General features: G+C 45.5%; 14 protein-coding genes. 2 read left to right on the top strand and 12 right to left on the bottom strand.

Features of this window, described 5'->3' with window-relative positions:
- Positions 1 to 48 precede the first annotated feature (48 nt).
- From BP97_RS0127210 to BP97_RS0127245, 8 genes are all read right to left on the bottom strand, one after another.
- Complete coding sequence (locus BP97_RS0127210; protein WP_028551945.1) at positions 49 to 537, bottom strand: DinB family protein; 489 nt, start codon at positions 535 to 537, stop codon at positions 49 to 51.
- A 142-nt stretch (positions 538 to 679) separates the two neighbouring features.
- Positions 680 to 1714: a hypothetical protein gene (locus BP97_RS0127215; protein WP_028551946.1), complete on the bottom strand. Its 1035-nt coding sequence runs from the start codon at positions 1712 to 1714 to the stop codon at positions 680 to 682.
- 175 nt (positions 1715 to 1889) lie between these two features.
- Positions 1890 to 2741 carry a nucleotidyltransferase domain-containing protein gene (locus BP97_RS0127220; RefSeq protein ID WP_028551947.1) on the bottom strand — a complete coding sequence of 284 codons (852 nt, stop codon included), beginning with the start codon at positions 2739 to 2741 and terminating at the stop codon, positions 1890 to 1892.
- Between the two features lie 648 nt (positions 2742 to 3389).
- Positions 3390 to 4919, bottom strand: coding sequence for a dockerin (locus BP97_RS0127225; RefSeq protein ID WP_028551948.1), 1530 nt, complete (start codon positions 4917 to 4919; stop codon positions 3390 to 3392).
- Between the two features lie 660 nt (positions 4920 to 5579).
- Positions 5580 to 7364: a stalk domain-containing protein gene (locus BP97_RS39865; RefSeq protein WP_156043355.1), complete on the bottom strand. Its 1785-nt coding sequence runs from the start codon at positions 7362 to 7364 to the stop codon at positions 5580 to 5582.
- A 35-nt stretch (positions 7365 to 7399) separates the two neighbouring features.
- Complete coding sequence (locus BP97_RS40780) at positions 7400 to 7561, bottom strand: hypothetical protein (protein ID WP_197035549.1); 162 nt, start codon at positions 7559 to 7561, stop codon at positions 7400 to 7402.
- Between the two features lie 239 nt (positions 7562 to 7800).
- Positions 7801 to 8439 (bottom strand): response regulator, encoded by a 639-nt coding sequence (locus tag BP97_RS0127240; protein ID WP_231506446.1) that lies wholly within the window; start codon positions 8437 to 8439, stop codon positions 7801 to 7803.
- A 19-nt stretch (positions 8440 to 8458) separates the two neighbouring features.
- Positions 8459 to 10630, bottom strand: a complete 2172-nt coding sequence (locus tag BP97_RS0127245; protein ID WP_028551950.1) for a sensor histidine kinase — start codon at positions 10628 to 10630, stop codon at positions 8459 to 8461.
- Positions 10631 to 10849: 219 nt separating this feature from the next.
- Between BP97_RS0127245 and BP97_RS0127250 the strand changes: the two genes are divergently transcribed.
- On the top strand, positions 10850 to 11407 hold the full coding sequence (locus BP97_RS0127250) for a hypothetical protein (protein ID WP_028551951.1): 558 nt from the start codon (positions 10850 to 10852) through the stop codon (positions 11405 to 11407).
- 79 nt (positions 11408 to 11486) lie between these two features.
- On the opposite strand, the gene BP97_RS0127255 is transcribed toward BP97_RS0127250, so the two are convergent.
- The 4 genes from BP97_RS0127255 to BP97_RS0127270 form a co-directional block, all read right to left on the bottom strand.
- Entirely contained in the window at positions 11487 to 12452 is a 966-nt protein-coding gene (locus BP97_RS0127255; protein ID WP_028551952.1) for an SPFH domain-containing protein, read from the bottom strand.
- A 39-nt stretch (positions 12453 to 12491) separates the two neighbouring features.
- Positions 12492 to 13280 (bottom strand): TPM domain-containing protein, encoded by a 789-nt coding sequence (locus BP97_RS0127260; protein WP_028551953.1) that lies wholly within the window; start codon positions 13278 to 13280, stop codon positions 12492 to 12494.
- On the bottom strand, positions 13277 to 14308 hold the full coding sequence (locus BP97_RS0127265; RefSeq protein ID WP_028551954.1) for a TFIIB-type zinc ribbon-containing protein: 1032 nt from the start codon (positions 14306 to 14308) through the stop codon (positions 13277 to 13279). The genes BP97_RS0127260 and BP97_RS0127265 overlap by 4 nt, the downstream gene beginning before the upstream one ends.
- A gap of 170 nt (positions 14309 to 14478) precedes the next feature.
- Positions 14479 to 15171, bottom strand: a complete 693-nt coding sequence (locus tag BP97_RS0127270; protein ID WP_028551955.1) for a PspA/IM30 family protein — start codon at positions 15169 to 15171, stop codon at positions 14479 to 14481.
- 244 nt (positions 15172 to 15415) lie between these two features.
- Here BP97_RS0127270 and BP97_RS0127275 point away from each other — a divergent pair, with 244 nt between their 5' ends.
- Entirely contained in the window at positions 15416 to 15715 is a 300-nt protein-coding gene (locus BP97_RS0127275) for a hypothetical protein (RefSeq protein ID WP_028551956.1), read from the top strand.
- The last annotated feature ends 122 nt before the right edge of the window (positions 15716 to 15837 follow it).

Genomic DNA, 15837 nt, shown 5'->3' on the forward strand with positions numbered 1-15837 from the left:
GGAGGTTTAGATTTTTTGATTTAATTTTGAATCATTCACTGAACACCGTTATTGTTCATCCGCGCTGGGACCGTACATCCCTGGAACCGGTATTCCGAGCAGTCGGAGATAGACCGTCAACTGTCCCCGATGATGATAAACGTGATTAAACATGAGCGTACGCGCCATGTCGATCCGGGGCGCTTCCAAGACGGTCTCCCCCTTGCTGACGAGCTTCCAAGTATCCCTCAGCCCGTCATCTCCCCATTCCCGAAGCTTGCTCTCGGCGAGATTCACGCTCCAATCCAGCGCTTCGAGCAGTTCTTGACGGGTGGTCGGCTCTGGCAGCGGAACGACTGGAACTTCGCTGACTGCTTCGTTCAGCAATAAAGCCAGCCCTCCGGGCACTCCCGCAGCGTGTAGGGCAAGCTGTCCTAAAGACATCGATTTCGGGTGCGGTCTCCATGAAAATTTGTCTTCCGGAAGCCTTTCGAGAAGCGAGCGTGTTGATTCGGCTTCCCTTTTCAATTCGCTGATCCAATCCTCAATGATGTTCATGGTGATCCTCCTCCTCTGGCCAAGGCCGTTCATCACCTTAATCCTATCACGCCATGCGCGCGAACGTTTCTTATGGATTGCGGAAATCGAGAAGTCGAGCCGGCAGCCACTGCCATCTTCCTACTCTGCTAGTAATCCTGTGCTACAAAATCTCCCCATTGGCCTGCATAATCGATTCGGCCTCGTCCCAGAGCCGCGGTAGAAACTGCAACACATCCTCAGCACGACGCCCAAGGCTGTTGTACGATGAGATGCCGAGGTCGATGACGAATTCCTCAAACGATGGAGCTAGCTCAACTTGTAGTTTGGGGGCATCGTTGGAGAGTATTTTGTGACACCGGGCGAAGGTCGCCCCGATCCAGAACACCGCTTCGCGGTGATATCCCTTTCGGATAAGATTACGGCTACCGTCAATCGCAATCGGTCGTGAAGCGACGGTGATGTCACTGCTGAAGAAGAATGGGGTCTTAGCATGCGCCGCGGCGACGTCGAAGGTACGGGCAAGCGCGCTCAGATGATGGCTGGTGCGCTGCGGGTTCCAATGATCGCAGCCCAGCAGCCTCAACAATTCCGGATAAATCTCGGTTCGCCCGAACTCCTGGAGTACGTTGTACGCAGCCAGGTAGCGAAGTCGCACGGTAGGGTTACGGAGAGCTGCGACGAGAAGGACGTGGGTGGTTACTCCGGTCATGAACAACCATGTCATAAACTGGTCATGCCAGGGTGCAGTCAGATCCATGTTCCGTAACCCATGCTCTATCTTCTGCCTAACGTTTTCGCAGCGGCGCCGCACCCATTCCCGCTCGGCAAAAAGGCGCGACACCTTATGCTGTACGCCGAGTAGCTGTCCGGTAGGATCTGCAATGATGGTATCCACGCGGAAGCTGCCGGCTAGATGATACGATGTCAGAATCTCCTCGACTGAGGCGATCTGGTTCCACGATAAGAAGGTTATTTCGATCAGCGCATCGCGGTAGATGAACTTCCCCAGTTTCAGAGGTGGTTTTGCTTCAGAGGTAACAACGACAACATCAATGTCGGAGCCCACTGACATCATTACGTCATCAGGCTGGCCAACCGTCGAGCCGCTGAAATACGCTCCCATGAACCATGCTTCCTGACTAGTATACTGCATTACCCACTCCGTTGCTGCCGCTCGAGCCATTCCTATTTTCATGGATTATCCCTCCGATCCTATATTCGGACAAGAGCTTACCATAAGTTTAATGGATAAAACAGTCTGTTTTTCCATCGCTCTCGAATTCCATTTTATGTATTTACTTAGCTTTGCTGACGTTAACGAGATACAAAAACCTTGCCGATAAGCAAACGTAATTTAGTTATAGTACCGGTTAATTCAAAAACGATTTGGCTTTCATTAGATTTTCTGTTTCCTGAATAAGCTCTTCCATCATGTTAATAGCTTTCTTTAAACTCTCTTGATCTTTCGTGATCAAAGTAAAAATCTCACTTATTCTCTGGAAGTATTTTCTAGGTACTACGCTAAATGAATCTGCAATGGCAGTAGCCCCCTTTTCATTCATCAGGTAGGTTTCGTTAATAGCAAACAAAACCTGATTCAAGCAGGATACTGAACTGAAGCAGCATCCAGCGATATAGGATAAATCTTTTTTGTAAATACCTTTATATGCATTATCAAGAGCGAAGGTTGCCTCCCAAAAAAATTTGTGGATGGTTGCTTCTTGAAAAGCGGTTGGGTATGGGATTGTTCTGCTCTTCAGTTTTCCGATAATGTCTGAAGGGTCCCATAACACTTTACACAATGCAATCTCAGCCAAGTAAATCGAATTAGCAAATCCATGGGGATGTCCTGGTTGATAATCAATTGTGATATCCCCCATGATACATTTTTCAATTACATGCGACACTTTATTTTGATCACGAAATAATAAATCAACTGGAATTTGATTAACTTTCAACCAGCCGCCGCCATTAATCCATGGTCCCCAGCCACCTATTTCCGTCACTAAGTTTTCTCTATGGTCATCATCCATTGCAGCCGCAACCCGACGAAGCTGGGTTATGTCCAGTCCTTTTTCCGAAGCGTAATAGATACCAATATCAATATCGGAGTTAGGACTCTCAGACCCCCTAGCTCTTGAACCGCCGAGAACCAGAGCGCTTATTCCGCTGATTTGTTTTAAATTATCAACCATATTCGATATTGTGTATTGTACGTTCATTGTTCTCGCTCCAATCCTAAGTTCGATTATTTAATAATAATGAATTACTGTTCCAAGCTTCAAGGGAAAGGATTTATTAAACAATTCTGCTCTTTCTACGACTACAGTCCATTTGTATTATGTGAATATGTTAAAAAAAGCTGCTGAGGCAGCTCCAACATCGCTTTTTGTATAGAAAACTGTATTCAACTAACGTTTCCCATTTACCATTCTCTTAAATCAAATTCAACCAGTTTTTCTTAACTAAGTTCCTTTAGTTGGCTACAAAGATTTAATGCTACCTCGTGCCATACCATGGAACATCCGGCGGGTCTTGAATGAAACCTAGCATATTACCCCAAGGTTCATAAAACTTCAAAACCCTTCAATGCCCTATGGGGTTTTCTTTCAGGTGAACAAATTTTACGATTCTTGCTCCTGCTTCCTGTAATTTTTCATGAAAAGAGTCAATTGAAATGTTTTAAACGCGAATACAACGACCTATTCTAAATATAAAAAAGGTGCCTTTAAAAGGCACCCAGTCTTAGGCAGCATACCCACGGAGTTGACGTTACGCACCAGCTAGCCAATCCCTCCGTGCTACCCATTTCACTTTTTTTCAAAGAGCCCATCTTGCGAGTCACAGGTCGTTTCTGTTATTCTTGTTGCTTACTTTCCTTTTTTGGGAGAAAGCATCACTGTATTAGATGGGAACGCATGAACTGTTAGATCATTGATATAATATTCTATATTTGTATAGCCCTTACCCCAGTAGTCTCCTCTGGATTCCAAGGTACCATCAGGTGCATAAGCACTGTTTGGATTAAGCCCTCTTGCCTTCTCCCAATCATCAGGCATACCATCTCCATCTGTATCCGTTGGTGCACCAGTCAACACTGCATCAGGATATTTATACTCAACACCAGTAGCTATACTATATTTATCAAGGTCTGCTTTTTCTTCATCTGAAGCTTCTGAGTAAGGTCTTGCACCTGTAAGCGATCCTTTACCCGTCCTTGTTTCATGAACCACCTGATTGTCAATATCAGTCCTTTGATTCGCACTTACCGCTGCACCAACATAATGCAGTACATGATTGTAGGAATCCTCCGAGCTTTCCGCATAGACAGCTGTAGAAACATTTACCCCATTTACAGGAATTTCAAAAGGCACATCGGAACGGGTATTTTCTTCCGTCTTTCCGGAGCCATATTTAATACCTGTCCAGTTATCTGCCGTGAACGTGCTGTAATCGGTATTGTCCTTATTAAGAAAACGATTTCCCTTTAGATAAATAGAATAGTTTTCAGGACTTGTTCCACTGTCACCAACACTTAAATAGTTAAAGCCGCCTTGGGTTGAAGCACCCATTTTTAAAGTATTATTCACGTAGTTTACATGCCCAAGAGTTCCATAAGCCGTTTGATATCCCCAATTGTAGATTACGTTATTGGTAAAATCAATTGGATTTGTTCCTACCACTTTTCCTCTAAAATTCCGAGATACATTGTGAACAATTAGATTATGATGCCATGTAGCATTAGCACGACCGAGCATAACCCCAAACCCGTGAATCCCTTTAGAATGGTATGAAAATGAATTAGATGGACCGATGATGGAATACTGCACGGTGTAATTATCATTTTTTGAATATAGTCCCCATTGTTCGTCATTTGCCCAACCTATTGAAACATGGTCTACAATAGAGTTGCCCCCGTTTGAACCTCCAAACGCATCATAATCGCCCATAACTCCTCTTTCACCAGGCCGTGAACTGATAAAACGGAGGATAATATTATCGCCACCAAGACCGATTTTATAGTTTTTCAATGTGATTCCTGCGCCGCCGGGTGCTGTTTGCCCTGCTACCGTCACGTTTGATTTGACAACTACATCGCTTTTTAATTCAATTGTTCCTCCTACTTTAAAAACAACAATTCTATTGGATGTGCCTACTGCATCTCTAAACGAACCTGGCCCACTATCATTAAGATTAGTAACATAAACTACATCACCCCCACGTCCTCCTGTTGCGAACTTCCCCCCGCCTTCTGCACCAGGAAAGGCAACTATATTGTTTGCAGCAGCTGCTACAGCATTGACATTGCTACCAGACGTCAAGCATAACGATAATGTAGCCGATAGGAAAATTGAAATTCCACATAGCCGTTTCATTTTTGACATATTCAGTTTAAGCATTTGCTTATCCTCCTTTACTATCATAAAAATAATTCTATTTCGAGACGACGTCCCTTGATGAACGGAGCTAACCCTATTACTATCGCGCACGTTGATTCCAAATGGTTGACTTCTTCCTTCTGTTGACACAAAACTCAATACCACAAGCCAGTAGTCATGCGACGAGAAGCCGTCGATCACGCCTCAAAATCCTTCTTCTTAGCCCGCAGCCCTCGTCTTTAATAAACCGCCTTTGTTTATCACCGGTCGATTGGTAAAGACGTCTCCACCTCATCTAACACGTAACCGCTTTCATATTACTTTTTGGAAGATACAGAAGGATGGTATACCTAGAGGGGAAGCGGTCGATCAATGAATTTTACATGCGAAGCTACCCCTTTGCATTGGCTGTTTTCACTCATACTCCCTCCTTCCAAGGCACGATCTCCCATGACCGGAATTTGTCCCGGTAACTTGTGCTTTACAGCCACTTAATTATACCAATATGTTCAAATTAATTATGGGGGACGTATATCTTAGTTATAGGGCAGTTACTTTATTTTCAATTGAATCGCCCGTTTGGGGATGACGAGGATTAAGGATTTTCATTGGGAAACCAAGTCAGAAAAATACAAACGGCTCTTTTCGCAATGGAGCGAAGAGAGCCGTTTGTATTTTGCTTTAAGGAATTTGCACTTCAAGCTCACTAAGATAATTGCTGGTGGATACTCCTCTTGGAGGGGCAAATTCGAATTCTACCGAATCGGCATATTTTCCTGTATAGCTGACCCTAACTTGCAAAGGTATAGGCGCATGACCTTCAGGTACCCATCTTGCAGATGCTTTGTACCGTCCAATCGGAATACCATCAACTCCACCCCCACCTTGCACGGGACCTCCGCGTTTAATGATCGTTTGGCCGGTATTGCCGTCAATAAGAGGGCCAACAGGCGTAAGTGTCATTTCCAAGTCGCTCATATTGAACTCAGGAAGGGATGCGTCAAAAGTGGAAAAGTTAGGATATATATAGATTTGCCCGTTAAATTTATTCCAGGTAAAGTTCCGAATGGCTCCTTTACTCCCCGTGAGAGGCTGATCCACGTCCACGTTGAGATGAAAGGTGAATTCTTTTCCATTGAACGATTTCGTAAAGTCAGCTCCCATCCGCCAGGATGTGGCCATTTGGGGCAGTTCAATCACATAATGTCCGGAATCATCGGTAACTGCAAGGATATTGCTGTCATACAGCAGGGTGTTATCCGCAAAGACCGTAACACCCGGCAGCGGATGACCTTTCGCGTCGCGAACATATCCTTTTACAATATAAGGTTCAACCTCCTCATTGGCAGGTGCTGGAGCTGGTTCCGGTGCAGGTTTCGGAGCGGGCGCCGGGTTAGGAGTGGAAACCACGTCCCCCTCTTCGATTTGAATCGTCGCAGCATTGCCACTACTGGAGAAGGCGACTTCGTAACCGCTGTTCTCCGCCACAAATCGCAATGGAACTAAGGTGTTACCGTTAATAATCTGAGAGGGAATATCCATGCTTACAGGATTTCCATTGACCTTGGCGGTAGTGCTGTTTATAGTTAGCTCGATGGTTAGACCATCCTTCGCACCGATCGCCTGTTTCACAGTTCCTGTGTCCTCCCACTTCACTGTAAAGCCTAGCGTTTCGAATAGCTTGCGGAATGGGACCAGAGTCGAACCATCCTTCAGGATTGGCCTAACACTGTCGAACTGAAGCTCCTGTCCCTTGAAGAACACTTTGATTGCTGGGCCATCTGCCGGAGTAGGTGCTGGCGTTGGTGCTGGCGGTGTCGAAGGTGCTGGCGGTGTCGAAGGTGCTGGCGATGGACTCGGGCTCTGCGATGTCGGGGTTCCACCCGATGTTATCGGTTTTTTATATTTAATCGGTTTGGAGCTAACCGTGCCTTGTGGAGTTTCGATTTCCAAAACATAATACTGTGTCTCTTTAATCGTACCGTTGTCACTTGCATACAGGTCGAAGATGAGCTCGCCTTCAAAATCACCGACGGGTTCTTTCATATCCTTACGAAAGCCCGGGTTAACAATAATATTTTCATGAGTAGTGCCGTTAGCTGTTGTAACCGTTTTGTCCTGTACCATGCCGAGCAACCAGCCGGTGGTCACGCGGTTTGTTCTCCATACACCCTGATAATTGTCTTTGCCATATTCATCGGTCGAACGCAATACAACAGCGTTGATTGTCGTCTTTTGGGCAAGGTTCAGCTGCAGCTTGAAGTGACCGTCCTTGTTACCTTCAGGCGTAAAATCTGCTGATCCTACAACATCAGATGCCGTATCAAGCAGATGGAACTCCTTAATCTGTACGCTTGCGGGAGGCGTTTCTCCAAAAGCGCCCGCATATCCATTAAACGCTAGACAACCTGCCAGCAGAAGGGATAGCACCGAAGCTTGTTTCTGTTTGTTAAATTTCAATATCATTCTTTCATTCTCCTTTTACTTAATTTGTTGCTTGGTTAAGTTACTTCAGGTTTTGCCTCGGGTTTGGCAGCAAACATTGCCTTCGTTTTCATTATCGAAGCTTCCGGCTTTGCTTCGGGTTTCGCACTCACCGCTGCAGGAAAAGTGATGGCTGCCAGTAAAACAGCCCCTAACACTAGCTTGAATCCTTTACTCATCGTAAAAACCTCCATCCTTTGGTTTCTCTTACTACATTCATCTTACAGTGGGTACGACTGGGTTTCATGAGTCATGGCCGGGAAATGAAATGGGAATAAAATAGGATCATCCTGGGAATGGGTTTGGGAATGTATGCCAACAAAAAAACCCGTCCACCTTAAAGGGGAACGGGAATTTTTCCTGCAGATGAAATCTATCTCATTAAAGAAGATAAATCGGCAATACGCGCTTAATCAGCCTAATCCTCACGTGATTTTTGAACTAATCGTTTGGCCGCATTGCGGTCTGTAACCTGAAGCTTATTTAATATATTAGAAACATAATTGGCCACCGTCTTATTGCTAATATGCAGCCTGGCAGCGATCTCCGCGTTACTGTCTCCCTCCGTGATTCGCTCCAATATTTCCATCTCGCGCTTGGTGAGCTCCGAAAAGGCGGGATCATCCGCTGGAACGGTATGAGGTTGAGAGAAATAATGCATCATCCGTCCGGCAATATCCGAACTGAACACAGCACCACCGCTGCCTACCATTCGAATGGATTGCAGCAATTCCTCCTCATCCGAATCCTTCAGGACATATCCTTTGGCACCGACACGCATCGCGGTAAAAACCGACTGGTCATCCCTGAACATCGTCAGGATCAGAACCTCGATCGCCAGATGCTTCTCTTTAATCTGTCGCGTTGCTTCGATACCGTTAATACCCGGCATCCGGATATCCATTAGCACAAGATCGGGCTGCAGACGATCTACAAGTTCTAGCGCTTCTTCCCCTGATGCTGCCTCCCCAACAACTTCAAGATCGTCTGTCGTCCGCAATAAATTTCGTACACCGCTGCGAAATAATGGATGATCCTCTGCGATAACAATCCTCAACAACGTTCTCCTCCTTCTATTAAATCGGTAAAATGGCCAGCACGCGTGTGCCGCCCTGCTGCAGTCGTTCTATCGAACATTGTCCACCTAATTCCGCCGCCCGTTCCCGTAAGGAATGAAGGCCAATCCCCCCTTTACCCGGAAGTTGCTGAGCATAAGAAGGAGGAAGGCCTGTGCCGTTATCCGTCACTTCAATCACCAATTGTTTATTCTCTGATATATGAAGTCTAATAGTACAATCGGTTGCTTGGCTGTGCTTAATTACATTGACTAACGATTCTGTAACGATACGGTATGCGGCCACCTCCACCGCAGCAGGTAAATCCGGAAGTGGCGGAGGCTCGAGCAGGTGGATGTGAATGGGAATCGTCCCTAGTTCATCCGCGAGCAGTCTGGCAGGCTTATTCAGCTCGCTGACTCTCTCTTGGATCGCACTGATCAAACCAAGTTCATCCAGGGAGGGCGGCCGCAAATCATGAACGAGTGTACGAATCTCATCCACCGTCGCACGAATAACTCGCCTAAGGTCTCCCAGCATCTCTATGGCAATATCAGGCTTTTTGACGACATATTTCTCAGCCGTAGCCACATTTAGCGCTAAAGCAGCCAGCCGGGGAGCCAGATCATCATGCAGATTTTTGCGAATTTGCCGGCGTTCCTCTTCCCTGGCGAGCACCAGCTTTTCCCGGGATTCCTGCAAATCCTTCGCCAGCAGCTTCATGCCAAGTGTCATGTTCACATTCTCAACGATGGGACCTGCTTGGTGCAGCAGTACATCCAGAAATTTATTGTCTTCAGATGAAAAGGCTTCCCCGGGCGACCGGCAGGACAAGTAAAGCATCCCCAATTGTTCCCCACGGTGAATGATCGGAAATGGCCGCACCTCATGGATCGGCACTCCAGCCGATGCGACAAGAGCATCCTGCCCTCCTACTCCAAGCGCAATGCCTGCATAAGGCAAGCGCAGGGATTCCTTTACTGTAGATGCGAGAACCTCCAGCATGGCCTCCGGCGCCAAAGGTTGAACGAGCTGGCTACCGAGCTCCAGCAAAACCGCATAAGGATCGTCGTGGCGTCCTTTCATCATGCGGTTCACGAGCCGCTGAAGCCTCTCTTTAAGCGGAGCGAACGCAGCCGCCACCACTGCCGTCGACGCTAAGGAGATGAACAAATTATCCTTTGTCTCGAATAACTGGCTTAAGTAATAGACCGATAAGATGTAGATCGCCGCCACGCAAAGGGATAATGCACCATAGACCAACGTTCGATTGACCAGCGGATCAATGTCCCACAAGCGATGCCTCAGAATTGCCATTGTAAGCGTGAACGGAATCGCGAGTAAGCTTAAATTAAGAAGCGCATTGAGATAAACATAGGTCATCGCACTTCCGTCATTCATGCTCGGGTCGAACAAAATACTCATCCCGACAAAACCGATCATGCCCACGGCTAACCCATATACCACCCATTTGGTTTGTTGGCGCTGTGCCGGCGAGGATACCTTCAGAAACCGGTATATTTGCGAATAAATTAGAATCAGCGTCGAGGATGTATACCACAACAACTGAAGGTAAGCAGAAATCCCGAATTTATTCCATATGCTTCCTTGGTTAAAAAAGCTGCTAATATCCACGATCGATATGAATAGGAAGACCACGAAAGTCCATCTTGGTACAAACGAACCATTGGGAAATAGCAAAAATAACAGAGATAAACCAATCCAGCCGAGAGACGAGACAAATGAGAACCACGATTCCTGCCATGCAATCCCTTGTGAAGCGACCCAGGTCAACGAAGGGAAGGAAGTACCGAACGCAACCATTGCCAAGGCGGCCAGTATAGCCATCGGTTCGCGAAATCCTTTCCAAAAGATAAGCAGTGCTGCGGCATAATAAACAAACGTAAAAATAACATCGATGCATACGAAAATGAATGCATAGGTCTCCAGAGTCGGATGAATTACTCCGGCATGTTCAAGAGGCATTGCCGGTACCCAGTTGCTGCAGCCGTTAACAATACACGTTGAAACGAGCTGTTGGTAGTATTTAGGTATACCAGCCGAATATAACACTACCGTCATTAGGGAAAATAGGACCGACAGAAGCTGGAGGTAAAGCAGTTGCCCTCTCTTGTGCAGTCGTGGTGCGGGTTCTGCTGTTCGTTCATCGATCCGGGGTTGAGGTTGCGGCATAAGTCCCCCTTAGCTTATATACTCCAATCTATTTTTATTATATCGAGCCGAATGCAGCTTGAATATGGAAAAAACGTAATTTCCCGGCCGGCTCCCGGATTTCCCAAAAATGTCCCAGTCTCTTTTCCACTAACTTTGTGTGCACGCTACCCTGTTTTCCATGATGTTCAAACCTCTATAATCAAGCTCAATAACGCACCTACAGGAGGTTATAAACAAATGAGTGAAAAACGAGTTGTTCAATGGTTAGGTATGATTTGTCTATTGGCAGGCATCTCCCGAATGGGGATGACTCCAACTTCGATCATTTGGGGAACAGACAGTTCTCCGGAGCTGATCTTCGGGTTCGTTGCAAGCATTCTCATGTCAGTAGGTACTATAGCTACATTTATAGTCCAATCAAGAGAAACCGGTATGATTGGATTTATTACAGTTCTTGCAGTCATTATCGGCAATATCGCAACAACCTGCATGCTGTGGTCTTCCTTTCCATCTGTCGATACATCATTGAAGCCGGATGGTGTTGCTTACCAAACCTTGCACATGCTTGTTGTTATTGGATTTACGGGGGGGACATTATTATTTACGTTTCTAACCTACCGAGCACATGTATTTCCACGCTGGATCATCACATTGCTGGTACTGATGTTGTTATCCATGGTACTGCCGATCGAAGACAACAAATATTTTGCATTCTTCTGGGGATTAGCTTACGTGGGTATGGGCTACGCCATATGGAGTGACAAATTAAATTCATCGGAGAAAACTTACAAGTAAGACATAATGGCTATCCCAAAAGACATTTTCATGACTTTTGGGATAGCCTCTTTTTTCCAACCCGAAGCACAAATGCTAATTAGCTCAGCTTTTGACCACAATTCGGACAAAAGTTGGCTCCTTCGTTTTTCGTACCACAGTTAGGACAGAAGTTAGGCTTGCTTCCTCCTTGAGAAGAAGGCGTCTGATTTTGATTTTGATTCTGATTCATATTTTTCATCATTTCATTCGCCATGTTCATTCCCATCATCATGCCTGCCACGTCCGATGCTGTTCCACCGCCATTTGATTTACCGGAAGCCATCGCATTCGTCATGCTTACCTGTTGGTATTTCTGCAAGTTGCCGATCATTTCGTGAGAAGCCGTCTTCGTAATCATATCCTGTATTTCCTGAGGATAGTTAAAGCTCATCACTTGAAAGCCCGTAATCGTCATTCCATGATCCAACACTTCCATATCCAGATCCTCACGAATACCTCTAGCAATATCGGATGCATTCGCCTGGAGATTGAACATGTCCTTCCCTTCTCTGCTGATCCACTTCATTAGCAGCTGATCCAGCACCGAAGTGATACGAATTTTAATATCCTCAACAAGATAGCTGTCTTTCATCCCGGCAATTTTATCGATTAGCCCAACATAATCATTGACTTTAAAATTGAACGTACCGTTCGCGCGTATCGGCATGCCGCCTGGAAGCTGCGGAGTCGGGATTAGAACAGGATTCTGCGTCCCCCATTTGACGGTAAACTCCTTCGTGTTCACAAATAAAACTTCCACTCTCATACCGCTGTTGAAGCCGAATTTGAATCCTTTTAAAGTGGATAAGAATGGAATGATATCCGAATCGATCTGGTACTCCCCATCATCTTGGAATATCCCCTCGATCTTACCATTATTCACGAAAATGGCATCTTGACCCGGGCGGATAATCAGTTTACTGCCTTTCTTAATCTCCCGATTATTCCACTTCCAAAAGATCATATCATCTCTAAACTCTTCCCATTCCACAACGTTCGAAAATTGATTTTTGAAAAATCCCATACAAATACCCCTTCCATTGGTTATCAACTCATCACTTAATTAGAACTTGCCTCTGCTGCCGCTATGCGAATGGCCACCTCCGGTGATACCTCCTCCGCCGCCTCCAGAGCTCCTGCCAGAGCTTTTTTCTATTTTATGCTTCGTTACGGTTGTTCGAATGTACTGATCCTGCCGATCCAGAACCCCTGAACTGCTTGCATCCTCATAAGTTTGCCGGTTTACGGTGACTCGTCCGCCGGAGCGATAGGCCATTATTCCAACAGCAATACCTCCAATAGCCAAAGCCCCTCCTAATTGAAACCACACATTAAACAGCACATTATCCGGATTTACTCCTGGCTTGAAGCCCATGTATTTATAGGATGTTTTGATATAGGTTTCAAATGCCTGCTTATAATTGCTGCTTGACAGATCAGATGTAATCTTACCTCGTATTTTATCCAACCTGCCATCACCCAGAAGCTGCTCAGCCTTATAAAACCCAGCCAAATACACATCACGATTTCTCATATCCAGCGTCAAGATGACTGCGTTACCATGAGATTTGTCGTACCCGGGTCCATGCTCGTCATAAAAATTCTCCGTCATCTTTTTGACATCTACATTTTTGTCGTTATTAGAAGTAATGATGATAATATCCGTTTCTCTTTTGACCCCGTATTGATTAGCCATCGTATTTAGCGCTTGATATTCTTCAGGAGTAAGCAGCTTCGCATCATCATAGATCAATGTTTTCTCTTCCATTGCTGCCATTATGATTTGAGCGGGAACGGCCAGATACACCATAAAGAAGAACAGAACTGCCAGAAAAGCTACTAGCCTTCTCACAGGAACCCTCCCCCCATCATCCATGAGATTATTTTTAATGACAGGAAAGAGATGCTAGAAATACCCGCAAACCATGCTGCTACCTTCAGCTTGCTTATCGGAGGCTTGCCAACGACCTTGCCGGTCTGACCGTTCATGGCGAACGTATACTCCAGTCTATTATAATCATAGTGAACCACCCATACCGGAAGCAAACAATATTCTACGTTCTTTACTCTTGTATCAATTTCCTTATTTGTAAAATGAACACTAGAATATTCCGACACTGCTGACGAAATGGACGATTCTATATACTCTCTAATTTTATTCTTTGCCCGCGGTAACATCTCCGCATCTGTATAACTGTATTTCTCCGCAACATAACCTGCCAGATAGGGAGTTTTAAAGCTCTTCAGTTGATCATATTGATACGGCTCCAGCTTATCCATTAGCATATCATTCATCTTCTCAGACGAATCAATTGGCACTCTCACATAATTCAACTGAAGCTTGCGGTAAATGTCAAAATGCTGCGTCTCCGTGTATCGGTAATCCGCGTCTGCATAAGTCCTAACTCTCGTGGCATGCCCCGTTACATCCACTTTGCTATGCAATTCATATAGCCAGAAAGGAATATACATTCCGGTCATCCCTTTAATACGATCTGCGGTCATAAAGCCGCTCGGAGTAAGAAGACCGTTCCTGCACCATTTCCGGAAAGCCTCTATCGCCTTCTCCTTACTGATTGTGAAAGGGATGACCAAGCCTGGAGCAAGCTTCCCGCTCAAGCGATCGCCGAGAACTACAGCCGAGCCGCAAAAGCTGCACGTGGTTGCCGCCGTTTCCGCTTCGGTGATAATGACGGCTCCACAGCTAGTACAGTGATATTCATGGATCTCATCTGGAGAAATATCTTGCTGGCCAAGTGGATCAGAGATCTGCTCGATATTATCCTTTCTCCCACAGCTATGACACGATAACGTCCCCGTCTCGGAGTCAAAGACCATGCCGCTGCCACAGTTAGGACATTTATATTCAATAACGTTCATCTGTTCACCTCTATGACGTAAGAAATAGCTAAGGGCTTTATTCCTTTTTTTACCACACCAGAATGTTTAAGTTCTTTATAGCGCTAAAGCGCAGATGAACAGCATTCGGATTGGCGAATAAACCTACACCTAAACGCTGTCGCTCATCTTTGAAGGACCTCGATAGAGGTTTATCTCAGTTTTGCTCGGATTGCAGCCAACTCATCTTCGGGCTTGAGCTGACTTACCGTATTGGCAGGTGTATCTGAATTCTTCTCCATCTGTGCAAACAGTGTGTCCAGGTCATCCGCCTTCGTTCCAGCCCTAAGTTCAGCCAGTGCCTCAGCCTCATTCAAAGCTAGATCGGCCTGTTCCTCCATAGCTCGAAAGGAAGCTTGAACATCTTCTGAAGAGGAGCGACCTGAATTCACCCCCTGCTGCAGCTTCGCAGCGTCCAGCTTCCCTTTAAGCTCTATCTGTCGAGCCTCCAGCTGTCCCAGATCCGATATAAGCTTATCCTGCATTTGTTTCATGTTTGCAGCATTGGTGGAAGCGAGATCATAAGCCGCCTGCAGCTCGGTTAACCTCTCACCTAACTTCGCTTTATTTTCCAGAAATTTCAAGGCGTCATCCTCATTGCCCGCTTCAACAGATTTCTCCGCATATCTCTGCAGCTTCTTGATCTCGGCACTGCACTCATCGAGGTGCGTTTTTGCTCTTCGCTCATCCGCAAGCACAGCAGCCGTTTCAGATTTTACCTTCCCTAGATCGCTGTTCAAGGTCCGCATATATTCATCGATCGTCTTCTCCGGATCATTGTTATGCTCCATTAAAGAATTGATATTGACCTTCATAATATCCCTTAATCTTGATAAAATTCCCATAACATGCCACTCCCTTCACGATAATCCTTATTCTAATAATACAGCAGTATCAGCAAAAAGGTTTCGATGAATTACAAAAACGACCCTCTCTAAATCTATTATGCTAAGAACCTTGTTGTAGGATAGAAGAATTTGAGATCAACCTGATCGCTGATTGTAACAAATATCACTGATTTCAAATCACTGATTATTATACAATAGAATAAGGATAACTATTTCGACAGAGTAATGGAGGAAAAGAGGAATGAAACGAGAGTGTATCGTCCATTTTAAAATTATTAGCAAGTCGGGAACACGGGTGCTAAGAGGACTTATTTATTTGGAGGAAAATCAGGAACCCACATTACAGGACTATGAGCAGTGCCTTAAAGACTGCGGTCATGATGTACGCATCGAAAATCAAAACCAGTTCATTTTCAAAGCGTTCAAACCCGGAGAAGAGTATCTTATCGATGTTCTGGAAGATTACGAGGATTCTCATACAAGGGATAGGCATGCTGAAAGCTTGGCCAAAACATTCATCAAGGGCAACAATCCCATTTAATTGCTGTTGTCCTCCTGCAGGGGAGATTCAGCAAATGGCTACAAAGTTGTAATAATCCCCTGCATGAACAAGCTGCTGAATTGGATATTTGCCCTGCTTAGACAACACACGCATTAGTTCAG

Origin of the sequence: Paenibacillus sp. UNC451MF (assembly GCF_000686845.1) — a bacterium.
Lineage (GTDB): Bacteria > Bacillota > Bacilli > Paenibacillales > NBRC-103111 > Paenibacillus_S.

Bases quoted from the DNA above. Each gene is read 5' to 3' on its own strand.
- BP97_RS0127210 (WP_028551945.1), bottom strand. From the start codon at position 537: ATGAACATCATTGAGGATTGGATCAGCGAATTGAAAAGGGAAGCCGAA.
- BP97_RS0127215 (WP_028551946.1), bottom strand. From the start codon at position 1,714: ATGAAAATAGGAATGGCTCGAGCGGCAGCAACGGAGTGGGTAATGCAG.
- BP97_RS0127220 (WP_028551947.1), bottom strand. From the start codon at position 2,741: ATGAACGTACAATACACAATATCGAATATGGTTGATAATTTAAAACAA.
- BP97_RS0127225 (WP_028551948.1), bottom strand. From the start codon at position 4,919: ATGCTTAAACTGAATATGTCAAAAATGAAACGGCTATGTGGAATTTCA.
- BP97_RS39865 (WP_156043355.1), bottom strand. From the start codon at position 7,364: ATGATATTGAAATTTAACAAACAGAAACAAGCTTCGGTGCTATCCCTT.
- BP97_RS40780 (WP_197035549.1), bottom strand. From the start codon at position 7,561: ATGAGTAAAGGATTCAAGCTAGTGTTAGGGGCTGTTTTACTGGCAGCC.
- BP97_RS0127245 (WP_028551950.1), bottom strand. From the start codon at position 10,630: ATGCCGCAACCTCAACCCCGGATCGATGAACGAACAGCAGAACCCGCA.
- BP97_RS0127250 (WP_028551951.1), top strand. From the start codon at position 10,850: ATGAGTGAAAAACGAGTTGTTCAATGGTTAGGTATGATTTGTCTATTG.
- BP97_RS0127255 (WP_028551952.1), bottom strand. From the start codon at position 12,452: ATGGGATTTTTCAAAAATCAATTTTCGAACGTTGTGGAATGGGAAGAG.
- BP97_RS0127265 (WP_028551954.1), bottom strand. From the start codon at position 14,308: ATGAACGTTATTGAATATAAATGTCCTAACTGTGGCAGCGGCATGGTC.
- BP97_RS0127270 (WP_028551955.1), bottom strand. From the start codon at position 15,171: ATGGGAATTTTATCAAGATTAAGGGATATTATGAAGGTCAATATCAAT.
- BP97_RS0127275 (WP_028551956.1), top strand. From the start codon at position 15,416: ATGAAACGAGAGTGTATCGTCCATTTTAAAATTATTAGCAAGTCGGGA.